Genomic DNA, 22,761 nt, shown 5'->3' with positions numbered 1-22,761 from the left:
CCTTCCTGACCCTGTTGCGGAAAACCGTCGATCAGCAAGAGGTACTGCTAACGTGCAACGTTAAATAAAGTCACTGTCCCGTCGGACGAGAAGCCACATCGTCGTGGAGACCACGCTTCCTGGCGTAGTCGAGCTCAAGGGCAGGTTCGTCGGTCTGAATGATGTCGACGCCATGATCGAACAGCCAGCCCCACGCGGCATCCGGATTCTTCTGTGCTGCTACATCGTCATGGCCGGCGGACATGTTCATGGGGCGATGACTGGCGACATCGGTGGCCAGGGTGTTCACCCAGACGTGGATCGAAAGGGAGCGCGCGGCGCTGGCCACGCCGTCGAGTCCGGTACCCGGTCCAAGCAACAATTCCACGGCGACCACGGGCAGGTCGTTGCAGCGTCGTATCAGCTCACTGGCACCCGGGCCATGCGCGGTGACCGGGAGGACGACCGAGAAGGGCAGCTGCCTGCCCCAGCGCTGCACGCCGTCCCGATCGGTGTCGAGTGATCGCTTGACCAGTACCTGGGGGCCCATCTTTCTGGCCAGCACCCGGGCAATAACCGCGTCGTAGATGTCGTCGTCCTTGATGTCCAGATTGACCAGGATGCGACCCTTGACCCGGTCGAGTGCTTCATCGAGGGTCGGCACGTGCTGGTCGGTAAGCGGCTCGTTGCCGCCGCCATGGGCGCGCTGGCGAAGGGAACGGACCTCCCTGGCGGTGAGATCGCGCACCTTGCCGTGGCCGTTGGTCGTGCGGTCGACGGTGTCATCGTGCATCAGCACCATGTCACCGTCGCGCGTACGACGGACGTCGATCTCCACCATGTCGACCCCCAATGCCACGCACTTATCGATGCCCGACAGGGAGTTCTCGGCCGTGTATTTCCAGCAACCGCGATGCGAGACCACCATCACCTTTCCGTCGGGATGAGCCAGTCGGGCTTCGTTGGCTGCGAACGATGCGCTGGATGCGTTGGCATCCAGCGCAAACCCTGTCAGCAGGAATAGGCCTGCTGTACAGGCATACCGGGTGGTGCGCCGGAAGGTCATCGAATCACCAGTTGTACGTGACGGAGGCTTGCCACAAGCGTCCGAAGATAGCCCGCGCATAGATCGGCTCTACCGTGCCCTGACCGGCAAGCGTGTCGGTGCGGGGATTGCCTTCGGTGAGGCCGTGGGAGTTGGTCAGGTTGCTGCCCGAGAGCTGCAAGGTGAGATTCGGCTGTAGCTTTGCCAGGAGACTGGAGTCGTAGGTGGTATAGCCGGGGAGTGACGTCTGGTTGGCGAAGTCCACATATCGCGATGCGGTGTGGAAAACGGTGACCGACCACTCCATCGGTACGCCGCCGAGCGAGAAGTAGGCGGTGGGGGTGAGACTGCCCATCCACTTCGGAATGCGCGGCAGCTGCTTGCCCTGGTAAGCGGCGGCATCAAGTCCGCCTGGCGCGGAAAGGCTCAGTGTTTCCGGGTCCTGCGCGGTCAGGCTGGCAGCCAGGCCGAACACGTGGGAAGGCCGCCAGTTGACCGAGTTCTCCAGGCCGTACGTGCGGGTCTTGCCGACCAGGGGCAGCGAGACGATCGTCTGCGTGCTCGGGTCGAGCACGAGGCCGCTGAAGGACACCCGGTTGTAGGAACTCCAGTAGGCGATGGACGAGAACGAGAGCGTGTCCTCACCGAAGCGGATGCCGGCTTCGCCCTGCTTGATGTTCGTCACGGGCAGGTTCTGCAGCAGGTAGATGTTCTGCAGTCGCGGCAAGCGTTGCGAGCGCGTGAAGCGGGCAAACAGCTCGGTATCGTCCAGAACCTTGTAGGACGCGCCCAGGGTCCAGGTCAATGCATCGCGTGTTTCGGCCTTGGTCGTACTGGCACCGGTGAAGCCCATCACGGCGTCATCGGCTAGCGTGGTGGAGTCGCCCAGGTTGCGCGTGGCCGTGGTGTCGTTGCTGCCGCTGTCGAGCAAACGCGTCTTGCGCACGCCCACGTCCAGCGAGAAAGCCGGCGTGATGTGCCACGTATCGGCGGCGTAGGCGGTGAGGTAGCGACCGGTGACATCGCCGGCGACAGCACTGCTGCCGTAGCGGGAAAATCCGTGAGAGGTCACCGAACCGATCGGAGCGCCGTTCGCATTGTAGGCCAGCACGTCCAGTGCGCTGGCCTGGTTCTGTACCGTTGTGAGCAGGGTGCTGGAAAGGCGGCTCTGGCGGAAGCTGAAGTCATCCCCGTACAGGCCGACGGCCACATCGTGATCGCCCCAGCCCGTGGTGAGGGTGCGGCTAAGGCGCAGGTCGTCGATCACGGTGCGCACGCGTGTCCGCACGGCCCACCAGGGGCTTTCCATGACCAGTCCGTTGACCGGTGCCACGTCCGTGCCGCTGGCGTCGTCCACATAGCCGAGGCGGGTCGTGCCCGGGAACGCCCGGGACGCTGCTGCGAGCCGCGAGTCGAGGTAGCCCTGGCTGTCCGAGGGGTTGGCACCGGAGAAGATCGTGTCGTAATCGACTTCCGCGTTGGTGTAGCGCAGCTTGTTACTGAGGGTCCATCCGCTGTCGCCCAGATCCAGGTCCAGATAGGTGCCGGTCTGGAACATCTTGGTGTGGATGCCGTTGGCCAGATCGCTGCCACGTCCCATACGGCCGTTGCCGTCGAAACTCTCGAGCGTGCGTTGCCTATAGCTGTTCGACAGGATGGTTCCATCGCCCGGGTCGAGAGCCGGGGATAGGGACTGCGATACATGCCGCGGATCGCGCAGCGGTGTCGCGGTATAAAACGCCGTACGGTCATTCAGGTATCTGGCATCCCAGTCCAGTCGACCACTGTCGAACAGGAAAGAAAGCGCTGTACGCAACTGGCTGCCGCTGTCGCCCTTGTAGCCGGCGTTGCGAAAACCGCTGTCGTCGCGGGCAAAGCCACCCACGCTATACAGGATCTTGTCGGTGATGGGGCCGGAGGCATAACCCTCGAGACGGCGAAGGTCGTCCGAACCTCCAGTCACACGTAGCGCCCCGGTGGGTTGGGTGGTGCCCCAGCGCGAGATCAGGTTTACCGTGCCGCCCGCGGCGTTGTTCGCGTAGATGGGCGAGGTGCCACCGGTGACGACCTCCAGCCCCGCAGTGGTCAGGTCCGTGCGGTTGAGGGTATCGATGTTGAGGAACGACTCTTGGGGCTCGTCGAAGATAGGCAGGCCATCTTGCTGTAGCTGGACGTTGTACCAGCCACCATCAGGCAGGCCGCGCACGTAGATGTTCTGGCCACCGCCCTGACCGCCAGACGACTCCGTCCAGTACCCCGGTACCGCCCGGATGGCCTGGACCAGACTGGTCGGCGCGGCGCGATCGTACTGCTGGCGATCGATGGTGGTGATAGCGAACGGCGCGTCCAGCTGGCTGACCTTGGTAGCCGCACCAGTGACGACGACGTTGGACAAGCCGACTGCCTTGTCCTGGGCGGTGGTGTCTTTCGTCGCGGCATCCTTCGGTTGGGGTATCGGTTGGGCATCCTGAGCCACGGCAGGCGCGGAAAGTGCGATGAGCAGGGCCACGGTCAGTGTCTTGAGCGGAGTGGCAACAGTACGAGCGGTGCGGATGGTCACGGATTCCCCCTGAGGATGATGACAACTCGATAGGTCATGCAATCGATTGCATATAACGATAGTGAAGATATGTGACAGAAACGCGTAAGAACGGCTTTAGCGAAGACCCGACGCGCCGCGCCATCAGGCAGGCACGGACGGAACGCGTACCCGGAGGGCGAGCAGCCCGGCGACACAAAGGGCGACACCGGCCAGCACGAGGATATGCCGCGGGTCGTTACCCAACACGCGGTAAAGCGCGCGCACGCTGAACACTTCGACCAGCATGGGTATCACGATGAACGTATTGAATATGCCCATGTAGACGCCCGTACGCGCTTGGGGTATCGCCGCGGACAGCATGGCGTAGGGGTTGCCCATCATGCTCGCCCACGCGAGGCCGAGGCCGACCATCGGCACCAGCAGCAGCCAGGGGTTGGAGATCATGGGAACCACCGCGATACCCAGTCCGCCCAGCAGAAGCGCCCCCGTGTGCAGCCGTGCGGGGCCAAACTTCGGCAACAGGGGAAGCAGGGCGAACCCCGCCACAAACGCGATGAAGTTGTAGAAACCGCCGATGCGTCCGCTCAGCAACACGGCATCGAGGAAGTGCGGATCGTGCGCGTCGGTCGTCCCATAAAGCGTTCGCGAGAGTGACAGGGCGACGTACTGCCAGTAGCAAAACATGGCGTACCACTGGAACAGCATCATCGCACCGAGTTGCCGCATGGCAGCGGGCATGTCCCGCACGGCATCGTAGACGTCCACCAACGCGGCACGTATGGAGATGGGGGCGTTCGTAACGGTTTCTGCGGGCGCCTCGCGTGTCGTGTAAACCGACCACGCGACAGATGCGACAGACACCACGCCGCCCACGGTGAAGGCGATTTCCACGATAAACGGCAGGCCGTGCGCATTCATCCGGTCGGCGCGCATGCCCATCAGGATCAGGAACGACGGTATCAGGTAAGCCGCGGTCTGGGACAAGCCCGTAAAGGCACTTTGCACCATATATCCCACTGCGCGCTGGGCGGGATTGAGCATGTCGTTGACAAAGGCCCGGTAGGGCTCCATGGCGACGTTTGCCGCGGCGTCCAGCATCCACAGCAGACCCGCAGCCATCCACAGCGTGCCGCTGTTCGGCATGACGAAAAGGCATACGCTGCAGAGCAGGGCTCCGACGACGAAGTACGGTGTACGTCGGCCGAAACGCGAGGTGGTGCGATCGCTCAGCGCACCGATCAACGGCTGGATAAGCAGGCCTGTCACAGGGCCGGCCAACCACAGTACGGGGAGCGACGCGTCGTCGGCTCCCAGGTATTTGTAGATCGGACTCATGTTGCCCTGCTGCAATCCAAATCCGAACTGGATGCCGAAGAAACCGACATTCATGTTGAGGATCTGCCCCAGGCGCATCGTGCGCCCGGGCGCCTCTCGCGTTATGCGATGGTCGGTCGTCATCGTGTCTCCATCGATCGGTCTGCATCCGGTCATTCGTGCAACGTCCCCACTTCCGGGGTCGCAGCGTGCCTATCTATGCAATCGATTGCAAACCGCAGTGCAACAAAAGCAGGCGGGTGCGGACTTATGCGACAGGCCAGCGCCCCGGCTCGGGAACACGCAGGGTGCAAAGGCCGGCAATGAGAAGGCTGACGCCGCCCAGGCCAAGCGCCCAGATGGGTTGGTTGTGGAAGCACAGGCGCAGCAGCAATCCCAGGATGCTCGCCGCAAGCACCTGGGGAATCACGATGAAGAAGTTGAAGATGCCCATGTAGACGCCCATCTTCGCGGTCGGCAGATGGTCCGAAAGCAACGCATAGGGCAGCGACAGAATGGAAGCCCACGCAAAGCCGACTCCCACCATCGAGGCGAGCAGCCAGCGTGGATCGTGGATGTAGAGGAACGACAGCAAGCCCGCGCCACCCAGGCACAGGTTCACTACGTGGCTGATGCGCAGGCCCCAACGGCGCACCATCAACGGGATGACCACCGCGGCCAGGGCGCCGAATCCGTTATAGGCCGCGAACAGTACGCCGACCCAGTTGGCCCCCTCGTTGTACGCGGCCGAGGTGGTATCGCTGGTGGTGTAGAGCGTCTGGGTCACGCCCGCCGTGGTGTAGATCCACATCGCAAACAACGCGAACCACGAGAACAACTGCACCCCGGCCAGTCGCCGCATCGTCACGGGCATGCCATAGAGGTCGCCCATCACCTCACGCAGCATGCCGTGACTGCGCGTACGGCTCAGCCAGGTGAATAGCGCGCCGAAGGCGATCAGGCCGCCGGCCAGCAGGTAAACCTCCTTTTCAAGCGCGAAGGACCTGATCGCGATCAGGACCACGGCACCGGCCGTTAGCAGAGCCAGGCCGGGGCGGCGAGCCGGCGATACGTCCACCGCGGGGCCTTCGGGTACGTTGTCGGCGAACGATCGCAGCTGCGCGGGTGAATATTCGCGCGTGGTCAGCATGGTCCAGAGCACGGCGCCCAGCAGTACCGCTCCGCCGGCATAGAACGCGTACTTGACCGTGTCGGGGATGGCGCCGTCCGTCGCAACGTTGGCGATGCCGAACCGGGCCAGGACCCAGGGCAACAGGGAGGCGACCACGGCACCGGCGCCGATGAAGAAGCTCTGCATCGCAAACCCCGTGGGTGCTTGGCGCGCTGGCAACTGGTCACCGACCAACGCGCGGAACGGCTCCATCGACACGTTGATCGACGCATCCAGGATCCACAGCAGACCGGCCGCCATCCATAACGCCGGCGCATTCGGCATCCACAGGAGGGCCAGCGATGCGAACACGGCCCCGACCAGGAAGTAGGGCCGGCGTCGACCCAGGCGGTTCCAGGTGCGGTCGGAGTAGTGACCGACGATGGGTTGCACGATCAGCCCCGTCAGTGGCGCGGCGATCCATAGGGCAGGGATGTCGTTCACGTTCGCGCCCAGCGTCTGGAATATCCGGCTGACATTCGCGTTCTGCAGGGCGAGCCCGAACTGGAGGCCGAGGAAACCGAAGCACATGTTCCATATCTGCCAGAACGACAGGGCGGCTCGCTCCGTCCTCGGCGCCGCGCCCTCGCGCAACCGGCCACGTCCCGCGCGGCCGCGCCCGTCGGCGGCCGGCTTGGCGTGCCCGCCACCGGTCCGCGCTGTGGTTGAAACGGTCATGGGTATCTCCTCCAGCCACCGTTATGTCATGGCACCGGGCTTACCGCATGTTGCGGACGCAGCATCATGGCCGCTTGTCGCCCTTGTAAAGGCGAAGGGCTGGCGGCATAGTCAGCCGCCAGTGCGGTGACAGCGGAGATTCCATGCGGGTACGCCTCGAAGACGTGGCGCGCGCGGCGGGCGTATCGCCCAAGACCGTGTCGCGTGTTCTCAACGACGAGGCCAACGTGACCGATGCCACGCGCGAGCGCGTGCGCGCGGCCATGGAAGCAATGGATTATCGCCCGCACCCGTCGGCGCGCAGCCTGGCGGGCAACCGCTCGTTCCTGGTGGCGATGCTGTACGACAACAACGACAACCCGTCATCGACCTATCTGGCCGAAATCCAGGACGGCGTGCTCGAGGCCTGTGACGCGCATCGCTACAGCATGATGGTGCGGCCACTGCGCATGCGCGATGGCGATTTCATCCGTCGCTTCGACGCGCTGATTTCGGACCACCATCCCGACGGCGTCGTGCTGACGCCTCCGATCACCGACCATGCGCCCCTGCTGAAACGCCTGCGCGAACGCGACGTGCCCTATGCGAGCGTGTCGCCGCAGAAGCGCGGCAAGGCCCTGGGCGTCACGATGGACGAGCAGCAGGCCGCGCGCGCGATCGTCGAGCATCTGCTGGAGCTGGGACACCGACGGATCGCTCATGTGGTGGGCATCGCCGACCATGGCGCCAGCCGTTGGCGACTGGCCGGCTATCGCGACGCGATGGCCGCCGCGGGCTTGCCGGAGGATCCGGCGCTGGTGGTGCAGGGCGCCTTTACGTTCGGCTCCGGCGTTGAGGCGGCGCGGCAACTGTTCTCGCTGTCCGACCGGCCGACGGCGGTATTCGCGGCCAATGACGACATGGCCACCGGCGTCATGTGGGCGGCGGGCGAGTACGGTCTGAAGGTGCCGCACGACCTGTCGGTCTGCGGCTTCGACGACACGCCGCTGTCGCGGCAGTTGTGGCCCGCGCTCACCACCGTCCAGCAACCCAGTCGCGAGATGGGGAAGATCGCGGCCGAGCAACTGCTGAACTCCTTGCGCAGTCAAGGCACGGGCAAGCTGGTGCAGATTCCCTTCTCGCTGCAGATCCGCGGCTCCACCGCCGCCGCGCCCTGAAGCAGTCACCCGGCCGCCCGGCCAGGAAAGTCATGCTGCATAGCAAATTGACAGCGCTGTCATTTATGCCAGGATGCGCTTCGACAAGCGTGCCGCCGGTACGCCAGCCTGGAGCCTTGACGTGCCATTGCTGCAGCGATCGAGCCTGTTTTTGCGACGTCTTTCCTCCGTGCTGCCGTTTGCAGGCGCCTTGCTGACCACCGTTCCGGCCGTCGCTGGCGATGCCGCGTCCGTACACCCGGAACAATGGCCAAAAGCGCAGTCGCCGCTCCCGTCCGACCCCGCGATCGAAGCCCGGGTGAAGGCGTTACTGGCCAACATGTCGGTGGAAGACAAAGTCGGCCAGATGATCCAGGCCGACATCAAATACGTGACGCCGGACGACGTACGCACGTACCGCCTCGGCTCGGTGCTGGCCGGTGGCAACTCCAAGCCCGAAGGACAGCCGTATCCCGATGGCAAGCAGTGGCAGGCGCTGGCCGATGCGTTCTACCACGCGTCCATGGACACATCGAGCGGAAGGCCGGCGATCCCGGTGCTGTTCGGTATCGACGCGGTGCATGGCCACAACAATCTGGTCGGCAGCACGCTGTTTCCGCAAAACTCGGCGCTGGGTGCGACGCGCGACCCGCAGCTGATCCATGACATCGGCGCCGTTACCGCGCAGGAACTGCGTGCCAGCGGCATCAGCTGGACATTCGCCCCGACGCTGACCGTGCCGCAGGATGTGCGCTGGGGCCGCTCGTACGAGGGTTATTCCCAGAATCCTGCACTGGTGGCGCAATACGCCTCGGCGATGGTCGGCGGCCTGGAAGGCAAGGCGGGTACGCCTGAATTCCTCGACTCGGGGCACGTGATCGCCACGGCCAAGCATTTCCTCGGCGATGGGGGCACCCAGGATGGCAAGGACCAGGGCGACGCACGGATCAGCGAGTCGACGCTGCGCGACATCCACGCGGCAGGCTATGCACCCGCGATAGACGCCGGTGTGCAGGTGGTCATGGTCTCGTTCTCCAGCTGGAACGGCGTAAAGATGGCCGGCAACAAGCCGCTGATCACCGACGTGCTGAAGGGGCGCATGGGTTTCGACGGGATCGTGCTGGGCGACTGGAACGCGCACGGCCAGGTGCCCGGTTGCACCAACGAAGATTGCCCCGTGGCGTACAACGCCGGGCTGGACATGCTGGAGGCGCCCGACTCGTGGAAGGGGCTCTACAAAAACACGCTGGCCGAGGTGAAATCCGGGGTGATCCCGATGCGCCGCGTCGACGAAGCGGTGACGCGTATTCTTCGGGTCAAGGTGCGCCTGGGCATGTTCGAGGCCGGCGCGCCATCGACCAACCTATGGGCCGTCAGGTCCGCGAAGGTGATCGGGAACCCTGCGCATCGAGCATTGGCGCGGCGGGCCGTTCGCGAATCACTGGTGCTGCTGAAGAACGACCGTGCGGTGCTGCCGATCGACCCGCGCAAGCACGTCCTGGTCGCCGGCGACGGCGCCGACAATATCCCCAAACAGAATGGCGGCTGGACGTTGACCTGGCAGGGAACGGGCCAGACCAACGCGAATTTCCCGGGAGCTACATCCATCTGGGCAGGCATCAAGGCCCAGGTAAACGCTGCGGGTGGCAGCGCCGAGCTGTCGGTGGATGGCGACTTCACGCAAAAGCCCGACGTCGCCATCGTAGTGTTCGGTGAAGACCCCTACGCCGAGTTCCAGGGGGACCGGCCGAACCTGGCCTACCGCCCCGGTAACGACCGCGACCTCGATCTGCTGCGAAAGCTGCGCGGGCAAGGCGTGCCGGTGGTCGCCGTGTTCCTGACCGGACGACCCCTGTGGATGAATCGCGAGATCAACGCCGCCGACGCTTTCGTGGTGGCATGGCTGCCGGGCAGCGAAGGGGAGGGCATCGCCGATGTGTTGCTGCGTAGCCGTGATGGCCGTATCGCGCACGACTTCCATGGCACGTTGTCCTATACGTGGCCGCGCCGGGCGATACAGGGCCCGGCGGCAGCCGGGGCGCAGGGCGAGCAGCCGCAGTTTCCCTACGGCTTCGGCCTGACCTATGTGGCCCACCGGAAGACGGCCACGTTGTCCGAGGATCCGGGGATCACCCTGAGCAGCCAACAAGCCGGCGTTTACTTCACCCGCGGCAAGCCGTCACAGGATGTCGTCGTGCGCCTGACCGGGGCGAACGGCGTGGCCATGGATGTCGCCGCGACACCGGCCGCCACGGCAGACGGCAGCCTGCGTATCGGTGCGCTCGACTACAAGGCACAGGAAGACGCGCGCAGCCTCAGCTGGTCCGGCAGCGGCACCGGTGCCGCAAGCATCGCACTGGTGGCACCCGCACCCATGGACGTGGAGCGCGAGACCAACGGCGATGTCCTGCTGGTGACCACGTTGCGCGTCGACGCCCTCTCACCCGGGGACAACTCGACCATCGGCATCGGCTGTGGCGCCGGCTGTGGTGGCGGGGTAGCCGTCGGTAGCCAGCTTGCCGCGTTGCCCAAGGGGCAGTGGCTACGCGTCGGCATCCCGTTGAAATGCTTCCGCGATGCCGGCGCCAACATGGGGAGGATCGATCGTCCGTTCGAGTGGTCCAGCCACTCGGGCGGAAAGGTCGCCATCACCGACGTGTCGCTCGGCACGGTGGCGGATCGGACCTTGTCATGCCCCGCCCACGAGAGCGGCACACCCTGATGTTCTATCCGCTTTGCACCAATATTCGCCGATGGAAAGGCTCCGCGAGCATCGCGCGAGTCTGCGTAGCCTGAGTTTGTCGTTGCCTGGATGACGTGCTGCCTTGCGGCAAGCATTCATCGCCACGGCACTCTATTATCTCTCGATGACAGCGCTGTCATTCTGGATCGATGGCGTGCCGGAGGGAGTAGGGGACCTTCGTGACTTATCCGAACGATTGATGGGGAGAGCCAGATGAATCTGCACCGCACTTTGTTGTACGTCGCCATATCGCTCGTCATTGCGCCGGGCACGGCGTTCGCCGCGGGCCAGGATACGACCGCGCAAACGCCGCCGCCGTCCAACGCGCCGGGCGCCGCAGAAAAGAAAGTACAGAACCTCGACGCCGTGTCGGTCACGGCGACCAAGCGCGAGACGCCACTGCAGAAAACGCCGGTGGCTGTCACCGCGATCACCGTCGACACGCTCGATCGGGAGCGCGTCATGACGGTGCAGGACCTCACCAAGCTGGTACCGGGCCTGCAGGGCACATCCCAGGGTGACCACGGCGTTGTGACGCTGACCCTGCGTGGTATCGGCAACGACAGCGCCAAGACCGAGTACGCCGATCCGGAGGTCGCCACCTTCGTCGACGGCATTTACGCGCCACGCGCCGAAGCGGCATCGGGCCTGCTGCTGGATATGGAAGGCGTCGAAACGCTGCGCGGTCCCCAGGGCACCCTCTGGGGTCGCAACTCCACCGCCGGCGCCATCAGTTTCCAGACGGCCAAGCCGGACATCGGCGCGGGCTTCTACGGCAATGCACAGGTCGGCGCAGGCAATTACAACCAGGCCGGCGCGCGCGCCGCGTTCAACCTGCCCATCAGCGACACCTTCGCCATGCGCGTGGCCGTGGTGCACGAGCAGCACGACGGTTACGTCGATTACCAGAAACCGTCGGGCCAGCTGCCCAGCGTGGCGCAGCAGCAACAGGCGTACCTGGCGTCGCCGATCTCCGGCGGCACGCTGGCCAACTTCCGGCCGATCGACCCGGGCCAGTACGTGCAGGGCGGCGACAAGTACAGCTCGCAGGACCAGTCCGCCGCCCGCGTCAGTGCCTTGTGGCAGCCCAGCGACGCGTTCAAGTGGAACCTGTCGTACGAGTACTTCGCCGATCACGGCACGCCCAGTATGAGCCTCATGCAGACGCCGCGTCAGGGTCAGGACTTCTGGTCGGCGCTGATCGACACGGCGCCCTACCTGGACCGTACATCCAAGACACTGCGCAGCCGCATGGACTGGAACATCAGCGACGACATGCAGCTGAGCTACATCGCCGGCTATAACCGCTACTCCGGCAAGAGCGATTTCGACCAGGACGTCGGCGTGAGCGTGCCCACCAGCTTCACCACCAACGGCGTGTACCAGGACGACCGGACCAACGACTCGAAGTACAAGAGCTGGAGCCAGGAGATCAACCTGAAGTCCGTCGGGCCGCAGACGGTGGACTGGATCCTCGGTGCTTACTACGGCTACGAAGACAACGACATACGCTTCGACATCCCCATCATGAACGGTACGCGCTACGGTACGGTCAGCTGGCAGGGCTCCTTCATCCAGCCGAAGGAAACGGTGGAGTCGTATGCGCTGTTCGGTCAGGCCACCTGGCACTTGAGTGACCACTGGCGCCTCACCGGTGGTGCGCGCTGGTCGCACGATGAGAAGGAGAACAAGGGCGGTATCAACTGGGGTTGGGCCGCTGACCCGACCGTACCGCAGGTGCCGATCTCGCCGGACGTGTATCCGGACCCGTCGAACGGCTTCAGCGTCTCGCAGCGGAACACGGCCAAGTACAGCAAGAGCAAGCCGACCTGGCTGGTGCGCCTGGATACCGACGTCAGCGAGAACGGCCTGCTCTACGCCAGCGTCTCCACCGGCTATAAATCGGGCGGCACGCAGGACGCGGGCACGCTGTACAAGCCCGAATCGCTGACCAACTACGAAGTCGGCACCAAGTTCACCTTCCTCGAGGGCCACATGACGTGGAACTCGGCGATCTACTACGAAGACTTCAAGAACTTCCAGTTGTCCGCGCCCATCATCTACCCCGATGGAAACCACGGCCTGGGCTTCTCCAACGTGGGCGGCAGCACCAAGGTGTTCGGCATCGAATCGGAGCTGGCGTATCAGCAAAAGGACGACCGGTTCAACCTGATCTTCTCGGCCATCCCGAAGAAGGAGCTGGGCAAACTGGTCTACGCCGGTTCCAACGACTACCAGGGCCTGCCGGCATGCCCGCCGGCATCCAACCTGGCCAGCTGCCTGGACGTCACCGGCAACGACCTGCCGCACGCGCCGAACGTGTCGCTCACCGGCATCTATGAGCACACCTTCCACCTTGCCAACGGTGGCAAGCTCACGCCCCGGATCAGCGCGCAGTACCAGAGCGCGCAGTGGCTGAGCTATTTCAACCTGGGTTCCGGTGACCAGCAGAAGGCCTACGTGCGTGGCGACCTGTCGCTGCGTTACAGCGAGCCGGGCGACAAGTGGTGGGTCAACGGCTACGTGCAGAACGTATCCGACAAGAGGACCCGCACCAGCGCCGGCCGCTTCCAGATGGCCGACGGCTCGCTGCAGTACGTGTCGCAGTACCTCGCGCCACGGACCTACGGCGTACAGTTGGGCGTCTGGTTCTGAGTTAGCTGGCTTTGCCGTTCTCAGTCTCCCCTGAGTGGCTTTTTTGCCGGGCCCGCCTGTGGTGGCCCGGCCTTTCTTTATCTCCATCCGGCCGTATCGGCAGGGAAACCCCATGGCGCGCCTGAAGAAAGTGCTGATCGTCGGCGGAGGCACCGCCGGCTGGCTGACGGCCTGCTACCTGGCCAAGGCGGTCAACGCGGTCGATCCGCGGAGCGTGCGGGTGCATCTGGTGGAGTCGCCCGACATCGGCTTGCTCGGGGTAGGCGAGGCCACCTTTCCCTCGATTCGTGGGACGTTGTCGGCGATCGGTCTGGACGAGCGCCGCTTCCTGGTCGGTGCCACGGCGACGTACAAGCAGGGCATCCATTATCGCCACTGGGTACGGCCGCCGGGTGAGCCCGGACCGGACCATTTCTTTCATCCGTTCAACGCACCCAGCCAGCGTCCGGGCGGGCCTGAGTTGTTGCCGTACTGGTTGCTCGGTGCTGCGCCGGAGGGCATGTCGTTTGCCGAAGCCGTCTCCATGCAAACGTCACTGGTCGACCACTCGCGTGCGCCCAGGCGGGCAAGGGACCCGGACTACCAGGGGCCGATGAACCACGCCTTCCACTTCGATGCCGCCTGCTTTGCGCGTGTGCTTGCCGAGCATGGCCAGCAGACCCTCGGCGTGGTTCGGCACATGGCCACGGTGGAGCGCGCGGAGCTGGACGAGCAGGGCGCCATCGCCCGGGTGGTCACGAAGGAGGAGGGCGATCTCACCGCCGATCTCTACGTGGATTGCACCGGACTGCGTGGCATGCTGATCGGCGACACGATGAAGTCACCGTTTCGCAGCCGCGCGGATGTCCTGTTCGCCGATCGCGCTGTCGCCATGCAGGTGCCGTACGAGACGCCGGATGCGCCTATCCCTTCGTACACCATCTCCACGGCGCAGGAGGCCGGCTGGATCTGGGATATCGGGTTGCAGAAGCGGCGTGGCACCGGCTATGTCTATTCGTCGCGGCACACCACCGACGACCGTGCCGAAGATGTCTTCCGGCGCTACGTGGGCACGGCGGGGGAGGGACTGAAGGCGCTGCACATCAGATTCGAGACGGGATACCGTCCCGAGCACTGGCGCAAGAACTGCGTGGGCGTGGGTCTGGCCGGCGGGTTCGTCGAGCCGCTGGAATCCACCGGCATCGCACTGGTCGAACTGGCGACCTACCTGCTCACGCACCTGTTGCCGGTCGACACGGACGACATGGAAGGCGCCGCAAGGCATTTCAACGAAATGATGGTGGCCCGCTACGATCGCATCATCGACTTCATCAAGATGCACTACTGCCTGAGCCAGCGGCGTGACTCTTCGTTCTGGATCGACAATGGCGACGCCGCCAGCATCCCGCGGACCCTGCAGGAAAAGCTCGCGATGTGGAAGCACCGACCGCCACACCGGCTGGATTTTGTCAGCGACCTGGAAATGTTCATGCCGTCCAGCTGGCAGTACATCCTGTACGGCATGGAGTTCCAGACCGACCTGGAGCCCATGCTCAGCGCCTATCCGCACATGGACGCAGCGCGACGGGAATTCGCGATGATCCAGCAGGCGGCCACGCGCGCACTGGACGATCTACCGGACCATCGTGCGCTGGTTGAACAGCTGTGTCGTGAGCATCTTCAAGGGCACCCCATGTGACGGTATTAGGCAGCCCCGTTGATACTCCTGGCCACCGCTTCCGCCACGCGAATTCCGTCGACCCCTGCCGAAAGAATGCCGCCCGCATAACCCGCGCCTTCGCCGGCGGGAAACAGCCCGCGCGTATTGAGGCTCTGGTAGTCGTCGCCGCGACGGATACGTACCGGCGACGAGGTCCGGGTCTCTACCCCCGTGAGCAGCGCATCGTTCATGGCGAAGCCCCTGATCTGGCGATCGAACGCCGGGAGCGCTTCGCGGATGGCCTCTATGGCGTAGTCGGGGAGGGCCGATGCGAGATCGGTCAGACGCACCCCGGGCTTGTACGAAGGCTGCACCGTGCCGAACTCGATCGAAGGCGTCCCCTTGATGAAGTCGCCGACCAACTGCGCCGGCGCGCTGTAATTGCGACCACCCAGCTCGTACGCGCGCGATTCGAGCGCACGCTGCAAGGCGATACCGGCCAACGGACTGCCACTGTCGTCGAAGGCGGCGAAGTCCTTCGGATCGATACCCACGACGATCGCAGCGTTCGCGTTACGTTCGTTGCGCGAATACTGGCTCATGCCGTTGGTCACCACGCGTTCCGGCTCGGACGCGGCAGCCACCACCGTGCCGCCCGGGCACATACAGAAGCTGTAGACCGAGCGACCGTTCTTGCAGTGGTGCACCAGCTTATAGTCTGCAGCGCCGAGAAGGTCGTGACCCGCCTGCGGCCCGAAGCGCGCCTTGTCGATGATCGATTGCGGATGCTCCACGCGAAAGCCGACAGAGAACGGCTTGGCTTCCATGTACACGCCGCGGTCGTGCAGCATGAAGAACGTATCCCGCGCACTGTGCCCCACCGCGAGTACGACATGATCGCTCAGCAACTGTTCGCCGTCGGCCAGGACCACACCCCGGATCTGCCGGGATCCATCGGCGGCGCTGTCGACCAGCAGGTCGTCGACACGCTGGTTGAAGCGAATCTCGCCGCCCAGCGCCTCGATGGTCCCGCGCATGGCTTCCACCATCGTCACCAGCCGGAACGTGCCGATATGTGGCTTGCTGACGTACATGATTTCTTCCGGCGCGCCGGCCTTCACGAACTCCGTGAGCACCTTGCGGCCGTGGTGGAGCGGGTCGGAAATCTGGCTGTACAGCTTGCCGTCGGAGAAAGTGCCCGCGCCACCTTCGCCGAACTGCACGTTCGATTCCGGTTCCAGCTTGTGCTTGCGCCACAGGGCCCAGGTGTCGACCGTGCGTTCGCGCACCGCCTTGCCCCGGTCGAGAATGATCGGCCGGTAGCCCATCTGGGCCAGCAGCAGCCCCGCGAACAGGCCGCACGGCCCAAGCCCGATCACGACAGGGCGCTGCTCGAGACCGGCCGGCGCCTGCGCCACAAACTTATAGCTGGTGTCGGGGGAGGGCTGCACGTGCTTGTCGTCCGCAAACCGCGCGAGCAGGGCAGCCTCGTCAGCCACCTCGACGTCCAGCGTATAGATCAGCTGGATGTTGCCGCGCTTGCGCGCGTCATGGCCCCGGCGGAAGACCGTGAAGCCGAGTAGCCCCGCCTGGCCGAGCGCCAGCCTGGCGCGGACGGCCGCCTCGAGGGCGCCTTCGGCGTGGTCGAGCGGGAGCTTTATGTCGGTGAGTCGAATCATGGGGGCGAGGGGGGGGCAGGGGGGCGGTCGGCTATTTTCGCATTAAGGGGCGCCGAGCGATGCATTTAAGTGGGGTGGAAACGAGCCTGGGGTAACGACGGGCCGCCATCCTCCCCTCCATGCCGGGCTCCACACCAGGTCCAGGGCGCCATGCGACAGTGTATCCAGTGAGTGATGTCCCTCGGATAGCTGCCAGCGCGACGCGGCCGGCCGGCCGTCGATGACGACAGCTACCTCAGACGCGCCGTCGGTCACGGTGTAGGTACCCGCCAACGTCACATCGAAATCCCGGCCGACCAGCTGTTTCCCGGCCATGAAGACATTCGCCGTGCCGGACAGGTAGTTTTGCGCAATGAAGGCGCGGGTCGCTGGCGGCAGCCGGTCGACGATCACCGTCATGGTGCGGTGCGCGACCAGCGCGGGTACGATGTCCTCCGCCTTGAGCCCGCGTTCGAAGCGCTGCAGGGCGATGCTTTCCAACACCGTGTGGTACGGCCGCGGGCGGAAGATGGCACCGCTTTTGGCATCCATGACGGTGTCGTCGGGCGATGTGCAGGCAAGCACGGTGCGCAGTTGCCCTTCCTTGTAAGCGAGGGTGTCGCGCCAGGGCGGCGCCTGCTCGATCAGCAAGACGAGCTCCACCGCGCCCAGCATGGCCACGAGGGCTGCCGCGCGCGATCGAGGCCATGCGGCCGATCGTCCAAACAGGCCGACCAGACCGATCAGGGATACGAAAATCGTCGGGATGACCGGCAGAAAGTCCTGTGCCGTGGGCAGCGGCCATACCAACCAGATAAAGGAAGCGAACAAAAGCCCATGGATGCCGAGGAAGAGGCGCCAGTGTGTCGGCGCATCACCCGGATCGACTCGCCGCAACCACGTCGTGGTCGCCATGGCGACCGCGACGGCCAGCATCGCGTAGACCAGACGGTGATCGGCGTGTGCCGCGCGCCCGGTAGCAGACAGGTTGTACGCCACGAGGTCGTACCACGCCGGCCCGAGGTCATGCTGTGTAGCGAGATAGAGAGCGAACGCACCAGGCACGACGAGGCAACCCGCCAGCAGGGCGCTGCCGCCCTTCAGCAGAGCTCGCCTGTCCTTACGCCATGGGATGGCCCAGACGCAGGCCGCGGCGAGCAGGGCGACACACGAAAGAGGCAGCGTCTTCTGCGATACCGACAATGCCGCACCCAGCAGCAAGCCGACTAGCGCCCATCGGGAGGCCCGCCCCCGCGCGTGTACCGCAGTCGCCAGTGCGCAAAGCCAGAGCGCCGTCCAAAGATCGTCCGTGCGGAACTCGCCCATCTTGATGAAAAAGGCGTGTGTCAGGCCAACTAGCACCACGGAGGCATCGGCGATGCCACGGGAATAAAGCCGACGGGCCAGACACCAGGTAGCTACCAGCGCCAGGAGGTACCAGGGCACCACCGCGAGTCGCAACCACTCGAGGATGTCCGACCGCGGACCCATGGCATGCATCAGCGGGGCGTAGATCGCGCTGAAGAGCGGCCCGTGGTTATCGAAGACGTCGCGATAGGGCAGGTCGCCCTGGCCAATGCTCCAGGCCACGTGCGCGTGCTGTGGCTCGTCGGAATTGAGCGGGTATGCCCTGAGCCAAAGCAAGCGCAGGACGAGCAGGGCCAGCAGGCCCAGACAACGTCCGACAGTTCCATACCAGGGGCGAATGCGCGAAAACATGCGTGCATCCTAGGTACCCAGGTTTTCTGCATGCTTTCTTCGGGGCCGCCGCTGGACCTCGCCTCATCGCAGGCAGCGGCCTGCACGGGCCGCTGCCATACATCCGTCTACTTCTTCGCCGCCATGATCTCGCTGAGGTAATCCGGCGTGCCCGGCACCCGCACGAGGTGCGGATACTGCAGACCGCCGTGATAATCCACCGACACCCTGCGGAAACGCCCCTGGTATTTCAGTGTCAGCGCGATCTCGCTCTTGCTGTCTTTCGCGGATGTGATCGCGTCTTTGAGGGCATCTTTCGAATATGCCATGCCGTTCACCGCGACGATGGTCGCGCCCGTACTGACCCTTGCCTTGAAAGCCGGGCCGTCCCAGCGCACGTCGTTGATGGTGCCGCTGCCTGTTATCGTCAGGCCGATCGACCACGTGAAGTTCAACAGGTGACGCGAAATTTCCGGGCGGCCGTCATAGGCCTTCTCGAACGCGCTTTCCTTGTCGTCGTACACCAGCTTCCAGCCGGTACCTGCAAGGCCATCCTGTAGCGGCGGATTGAGGCTGTATGCACGAGCCTTGAGGAAGCTCGCCCAATCGTACTTTGCCGTATCGTTCAGCGCAGCGACCACGTCGTCGAAGTTATAGGTCTTCGGTACGTGGCTACCATTGTCGACCCCGAAGAACGCGCGTGCGAAATCATCCAGCGAGCGCTTGTCGCCCGTCAGGCTGCGCAACTTCGCATCGACGGCAAGCCACATCATTTGCCCGCCGCTGTAGTAGTCCTCGCTCATCTGCCAGCTACGGTAGGGCAGGGGAGCCCGGTGCGCGACGATGGGATCGTTGGTGGTGTCCTCCAGCGAACGCCACTGGAAACCCTCGCGGTTGCGATCGTAGTTGGCGGCGACCATCGCCAGGCCGTCCCGGAACTCCTGCGGCGTCCACATGCCTGCGCGCGCGGTAAGGACGAAGCCCCAGTATTGCGTTTGACCCTCATAGACCCAGAGCAGCGAGTTGCCCATGGGAACGTTGAAGTTTGGCGTCCACAAATCGGCAGGGCGGCGGAACTTGCCGTTCCACGAATGAACATATTCGTGGGCGAGCAGGTCGCGCTCGGACGCGTTGTCGTTCCAGGCGGTGAAATAATCCGCGCCCAGACCGTCTTCGCTGGACTGATGGTGCTCGGTGCCGTTGCCGGCCAGCTGGTCGGACAGCGAGAACAGGAAGTCGTAGTGGTCGTAGTGGTGCGAACCGAACAGCTTCGTGGCCTGTGTCACCAGGTTGCGATGCACTGCCACTTGTTCGGCTGACATCTCCAGATATTTGGGATCATCGGCGAAGACGTCCATATACACCGGCGCTTTATCGCCGGGGTTCAGGGCCACGCGCTTCACGTACTGGCCGGCGTATACCGGCGAGTCGACGAGGTTGTCGAAGGTCACCGACTTGAAGGTGGTGGTGTCTCCCGATGTCGCGGCTGTCTCCAGCGCCGTGCCCGCCTGCCAGCCATGCGGTAGGGTCACGCTGGGCGCGAAAGTGATGCCGCGCGTGTAATAACCCGCCGGATAGAGCGCCACCTTGCTCCACTCCATGTACATCATGCGGTCGGTGATCTCAAAGTCCGCGTCGTCCGCGCGTTCTGACAGGTACTGGAAATCGGCATCGAGCGTCGACACACCGGCGGGAATGTCGACATGGAAGGCGTAGACGTTGTACTTGTCGCGCACCCAAGGAAGCGGCTTGCCGTCGGCACTGAGCCTGAGACCGGCGAGCATCGCGACAGGGCCCGTCGGCGAGTGATCGCCGGGAATCCACTGCGGGTACAGCAGGGTGAGCGCGCCTGCCTGTACCGGTAGGGACTCGTGGACCCGGTAGATGCCCTGCGCCGTGTCGCTGACATCGACGTTGAGCGTTACCGTGCCGACATACGGCACGTCTTGCAGTGCGGGCACCTGGTCCGTAGCGGCCTGCTGAGCGTGGATGTTGCCAGTACCGAGAGCGACCATCGCCATGCAAAGGCGCGAGAACTTACGACGGATGATGGGCATGGGGGACTCTGGGTAGGGACGGGCATTCCGGCATTATCACCGGCCACTGGGCAGGTAGAATAGCGGCCTGGGGCGGGGCACCGCCACGCGGGGCCATTCGTCCTTAGCCAGGAACCCATCGTGATGTCTGCAACCCGGTCTTCGAGAGAGTGCGCGAGCCCCTTCGTAATCGCCATGTCGCTGGGGATGCTCGCCGCGCGTGTGTCCTGTCGGAATCCAAGAGTGGCGCGAACGTGGAGGCGATGGATTTCTTCACCGGCGAACGTATGAAGGCCGACGTCGCGCTTGAAGCCGACGGGCACCAGGGCCTGTCTGAAGGGGAATACGTGGCACAAGCGCTCGGCCTGCCGTCATCACCGCAGCTCTCTTGCAAGGCGGAATAACGACCCTGTAAATGCAGTAACAGGATTCGATCGCCCGAAATGAACCAGGTGCAACTTCGAGGAGCTGAGCTTCAGGTAATCAGCAGGCGTCGGCGAAACGCATACATGTCGCGGAAGGTGCAGAACTCCGGTGCGCCAAGATGAAGCACGTCGATCTTTTTCGCCAGTATCTGGTGCCAGCCCCGCCGTGAGCGTTCGAAAGCATCGGCTTCGTCCTTGTCGAATGGCGCCGTCTGGTAGCCCAGCGACAGGTGGTATGTGTAGCTGTCATGGTCCGTAGTATGAATATCTACCGCCTCGGCAATGCGGTCGCGCAGGCGGCGAAGCTTGGCTTCCTCGGCGGCGTCGACGGGCACCAACTCGACCCGGAGTCCCTCCGGAGGAGGCGTTCGCCCGGCGTCGACGCGCATGCGGAACGGCAGTTCGCTGTCCAGCTTCAGCGCGCTCAGTCTTGCGATGAGCGTGGCGTGACATGTTTCCAACGGTGCGTCTAGCGAAACGATACCGGGCCACTTTCCCGCCACACGATCCTGGTCGTTGGCGCAGCCAAAGATCGTCATGTGATAGCTCGACGGCGGCAGGATGGACAGTTTCTTTGCAAAGCCCATGGGCTGGAGGTCGCGGTAAACGTCGAGAAGGCTGTCGAACGTCTCGTAGCCCGCCTCCTGCTGTGGGACATGGCAGATGATGGTGTTGCCGCTGAAGCCGCGTATCTTGCCATTGCTTTCGAACTTTCGGCCGACGTCGTGCAATTTAGCGCGGCTGCCCGTCGTTTCGGCCCAGACGCGGCCGGCGCTGCCGATCATGGACGTTGCCAGGGCGACTTTTCCGAGGCGCTGCAGGGCCTGGCGGCGAGTCCTGTCGAAGGGCACGGAAGGGTCGCGTGGAGGGGTCATAGGAAAAAATGCTCGCTGAAGGGGAGGGAGGCTGCGCCCAGCGCGGCGGCGTCACCTGGTGCTTCTGCACACACCAGGATGGGGAAAGGACGCTCCAGATCACGAAGGGGCGCAGCGTAGAACGTGGTTCGCTCGATGAGGTGCCGGGCAAGCACTGGTGGAATGCGCCCACCGATGACAATGGCTTCGGGATCGAGGACGCCGCCGATAGCGGAGGCGATGGCGGTCATGACGGGCGCCGACGTCGCAAGCCACTCGTCCACCCCCGGCCACTCGATGTCGAAGCTGGCCAGCAGTTCGTCGATGTCGTTGAGGTTGCCACCGGCATCGTTGACCAGGCGAAGCAGGCGGGCCAGGCTCGGCCGGCACTCGCGTTGCTCAAGCGGAAGCGTACCGGTGAACTCTCCCGCATTGCCGTGGACGCCTCGGAAAAGCGTGCCCTGCGTGACGACGCCTCCGCCGAGGCCCGCCGCGACGTAGACGTACGCGAAGCTGTCGTAGCGCCGTCCGACGCCGAAGAGTTTTTCACCGACCGTGGCGGCGTTACCGTCGTTTTCGATCCATACCGGCAGGCTCAGGTGACGTGACAGGGTCTCCTCCACATCGCGGAGTGCCCAATCCTCCATGGCGGCAGGTGTGTTCAGGCGTCCCTCACCGACAAAGTAGCCGGTCGTGGCGACACCGAGTCCGAACAGGCGCTCGGCAGGGATACCGCTTTCGCCGAGCATGCCCGTCAATTCCCCTCTAAGCAGTTGGACGACGTCGTCGACATGCGCACCGTCGGCGCGGCAGTGACGTTCGGCGACCGGACGGCCCAGCAAGTCGAGGATAACCAGATGGGTACGGGCCGCCGTCACCGAGGCGCCCGCCGCATACGCGGCGTCGGGCACGATCGTGACAGGCAGGCTCGGCTGTCCCGGACCGCTGCTGCGGATGGCCTCGTCACCAATGCGCAGGAATCCGCGTTCGGTGAGGCTCTCGACGATGCGGACGACCGATTGCATCGCCAGTCCCATCGAGCGGGCGAGCACAGAGCGGGCCACAGGTCCGAGGTCGCGCACCAGCGTGAGCAGTGCGCGCTCGTTCTCGGTGAACGTGACCAGCGGGTTCTTGCGACGAAATGCTTGCCCGATGCGTCGGGTTCGGGTGTCGGGAGGGGCCATGCGG

General features: G+C 64.4%; 14 protein-coding genes. 5 read left to right on the top strand and 9 right to left on the bottom strand.

Translation table 11 applies throughout. From position 1 onward, the window contains the following. Positions 1 to 70: 70 nt before the first annotated feature. From FA89_RS14120 to FA89_RS14105, 4 genes are all read right to left on the bottom strand, one after another. Positions 71 to 1,045: a glycerophosphodiester phosphodiesterase family protein gene (locus FA89_RS14120; RefSeq protein WP_185754374.1), complete on the bottom strand. Its 975-nt coding sequence runs from the start codon at positions 1,043 to 1,045 to the stop codon at positions 71 to 73. A gap of 4 nt (positions 1,046 to 1,049) precedes the next feature. Further along, complete coding sequence (locus FA89_RS14115; protein ID WP_240003905.1) at positions 1,050 to 3,584, bottom strand: TonB-dependent receptor domain-containing protein; 2,535 nt, start codon at positions 3,582 to 3,584, stop codon at positions 1,050 to 1,052. A 123-nt stretch (positions 3,585 to 3,707) separates the two neighbouring features. Further along, complete coding sequence (locus FA89_RS14110; protein WP_240003904.1) at positions 3,708 to 5,024, bottom strand: MFS transporter; 1,317 nt, start codon at positions 5,022 to 5,024, stop codon at positions 3,708 to 3,710. Positions 5,025 to 5,148: 124 nt separating this feature from the next. Continuing rightward, entirely contained in the window at positions 5,149 to 6,582 is a 1,434-nt protein-coding gene (locus FA89_RS14105) for an MFS transporter (protein WP_441295049.1), read from the bottom strand. Between the two features lie 290 nt (positions 6,583 to 6,872). On the opposite strand from FA89_RS14105, the gene FA89_RS14100 reads away from it, so the two are divergent. The 4 genes from FA89_RS14100 to FA89_RS14085 all read left to right on the top strand — a co-directional run bounded on the left by FA89_RS14100 (position 6,873) and on the right by FA89_RS14085 (position 14,941). Further along, positions 6,873 to 7,886 carry a LacI family DNA-binding transcriptional regulator gene (locus FA89_RS14100; protein ID WP_036141370.1) on the top strand — a complete coding sequence of 338 codons (1,014 nt, stop codon included), beginning with the start codon at positions 6,873 to 6,875 and terminating at the stop codon, positions 7,884 to 7,886. 73 nt (positions 7,887 to 7,959) lie between these two features. Next, the gene (locus FA89_RS14095) at positions 7,960 to 10,587 is read left to right on the top strand and encodes a glycoside hydrolase family 3 protein (RefSeq protein WP_081916611.1); all 2,628 of its coding nucleotides are present in this window, start codon (positions 7,960 to 7,962) and stop codon (positions 10,585 to 10,587) included. Between the two features lie 234 nt (positions 10,588 to 10,821). Beyond that, positions 10,822 to 13,263, top strand: a complete 2,442-nt coding sequence (locus FA89_RS14090; RefSeq protein WP_036141368.1) for a TonB-dependent receptor — start codon at positions 10,822 to 10,824, stop codon at positions 13,261 to 13,263. Between the two features lie 112 nt (positions 13,264 to 13,375). Continuing rightward, positions 13,376 to 14,941 carry a tryptophan halogenase family protein gene (locus FA89_RS14085; protein WP_036141365.1) on the top strand — a complete coding sequence of 522 codons (1,566 nt, stop codon included), beginning with the start codon at positions 13,376 to 13,378 and terminating at the stop codon, positions 14,939 to 14,941. Positions 14,942 to 14,946: 5 nt separating this feature from the next. Here the strand turns inward: FA89_RS14085 and FA89_RS14080 are convergent, their stop codons facing one another. The 3 genes from FA89_RS14080 to FA89_RS14070 all read right to left on the bottom strand — a co-directional run bounded on the left by FA89_RS14080 (position 14,947) and on the right by FA89_RS14070 (position 20,315). Next, positions 14,947 to 16,581 carry an NAD(P)/FAD-dependent oxidoreductase gene (locus FA89_RS14080; protein WP_036141362.1) on the bottom strand — a complete coding sequence of 545 codons (1,635 nt, stop codon included), beginning with the start codon at positions 16,579 to 16,581 and terminating at the stop codon, positions 14,947 to 14,949. 42 nt (positions 16,582 to 16,623) lie between these two features. Then, on the bottom strand, positions 16,624 to 18,279 hold the full coding sequence (locus tag FA89_RS14075) for a glycosyltransferase family 39 protein (RefSeq protein ID WP_036141361.1): 1,656 nt from the start codon (positions 18,277 to 18,279) through the stop codon (positions 16,624 to 16,626). 107 nt (positions 18,280 to 18,386) lie between these two features. Next, entirely contained in the window at positions 18,387 to 20,315 is a 1,929-nt protein-coding gene (locus tag FA89_RS14070) for a M61 family metallopeptidase (RefSeq protein WP_036141358.1), read from the bottom strand. A gap of 242 nt (positions 20,316 to 20,557) precedes the next feature. Between FA89_RS14070 and FA89_RS20260 the strand changes: the two genes are divergently transcribed. Continuing rightward, positions 20,558 to 20,698 carry a hypothetical protein gene (locus FA89_RS20260; protein WP_185754372.1) on the top strand — a complete coding sequence of 47 codons (141 nt, stop codon included), beginning with the start codon at positions 20,558 to 20,560 and terminating at the stop codon, positions 20,696 to 20,698. 71 nt (positions 20,699 to 20,769) lie between these two features. Here the strand turns inward: FA89_RS20260 and FA89_RS14065 are convergent, their stop codons facing one another. Continuing rightward, positions 20,770 to 21,504, bottom strand: a complete 735-nt coding sequence (locus FA89_RS14065) for a DUF1868 domain-containing protein (RefSeq protein ID WP_051938796.1) — start codon at positions 21,502 to 21,504, stop codon at positions 20,770 to 20,772. An 86-nt stretch (positions 21,505 to 21,590) separates the two neighbouring features. Then, positions 21,591 to 22,757 carry an ROK family protein gene (locus FA89_RS14060; RefSeq protein ID WP_051938795.1) on the bottom strand — a complete coding sequence of 389 codons (1,167 nt, stop codon included), beginning with the start codon at positions 22,755 to 22,757 and terminating at the stop codon, positions 21,591 to 21,593. Positions 22,758 to 22,761 lie beyond the last annotated feature (4 nt).

This window comes from Luteibacter sp. 9135, from assembly GCF_000745005.1.
Taxonomy (GTDB): Bacteria; Pseudomonadota; Gammaproteobacteria; order Xanthomonadales; family Rhodanobacteraceae; genus Luteibacter.
The sequence above is the reverse complement of the archived record's forward strand: the minus strand, read 5'-3'. Positions and strand labels throughout refer to the sequence as shown.

Excerpts from the sequence above, each read along its gene's own strand:
- FA89_RS20260 (WP_185754372.1), top strand. The coding sequence starts at position 20,558 with ATGGATTTCTTCACCGGCGAACGTATGAAGGCCGACGTCGCGCTTGAA.
- FA89_RS14100 (WP_036141370.1), top strand. The coding sequence starts at position 6,873 with ATGCGGGTACGCCTCGAAGACGTGGCGCGCGCGGCGGGCGTATCGCCC.
- FA89_RS14110 (WP_240003904.1), bottom strand. The coding sequence starts at position 5,024 with ATGACGACCGACCATCGCATAACGCGAGAGGCGCCCGGGCGCACGATG.
- FA89_RS14060 (WP_051938795.1), bottom strand. The coding sequence starts at position 22,757 with ATGGCCCCTCCCGACACCCGAACCCGACGCATCGGGCAAGCATTTCGT.
- FA89_RS14090 (WP_036141368.1), top strand. The coding sequence starts at position 10,822 with ATGAATCTGCACCGCACTTTGTTGTACGTCGCCATATCGCTCGTCATT.
- FA89_RS14085 (WP_036141365.1), top strand. The coding sequence starts at position 13,376 with ATGGCGCGCCTGAAGAAAGTGCTGATCGTCGGCGGAGGCACCGCCGGC.
- FA89_RS14065 (WP_051938796.1), bottom strand. The coding sequence starts at position 21,504 with ATGATCGGCAGCGCCGGCCGCGTCTGGGCCGAAACGACGGGCAGCCGC.
- FA89_RS14105 (WP_441295049.1), bottom strand. The coding sequence starts at position 6,582 with ATGTGCTTCGGTTTCCTCGGCCTCCAGTTCGGGCTCGCCCTGCAGAAC.
- FA89_RS14120 (WP_185754374.1), bottom strand. The coding sequence starts at position 1,045 with ATGACCTTCCGGCGCACCACCCGGTATGCCTGTACAGCAGGCCTATTC.
- FA89_RS14075 (WP_036141361.1), bottom strand. The coding sequence starts at position 18,279 with ATGTTTTCGCGCATTCGCCCCTGGTATGGAACTGTCGGACGTTGTCTG.
- FA89_RS14070 (WP_036141358.1), bottom strand. The coding sequence starts at position 20,315 with ATGCCCATCATCCGTCGTAAGTTCTCGCGCCTTTGCATGGCGATGGTC.
- FA89_RS14095 (WP_081916611.1), top strand. The coding sequence starts at position 7,960 with ATGCGCTTCGACAAGCGTGCCGCCGGTACGCCAGCCTGGAGCCTTGAC.
- FA89_RS14080 (WP_036141362.1), bottom strand. The coding sequence starts at position 16,581 with ATGATTCGACTCACCGACATAAAGCTCCCGCTCGACCACGCCGAAGGC.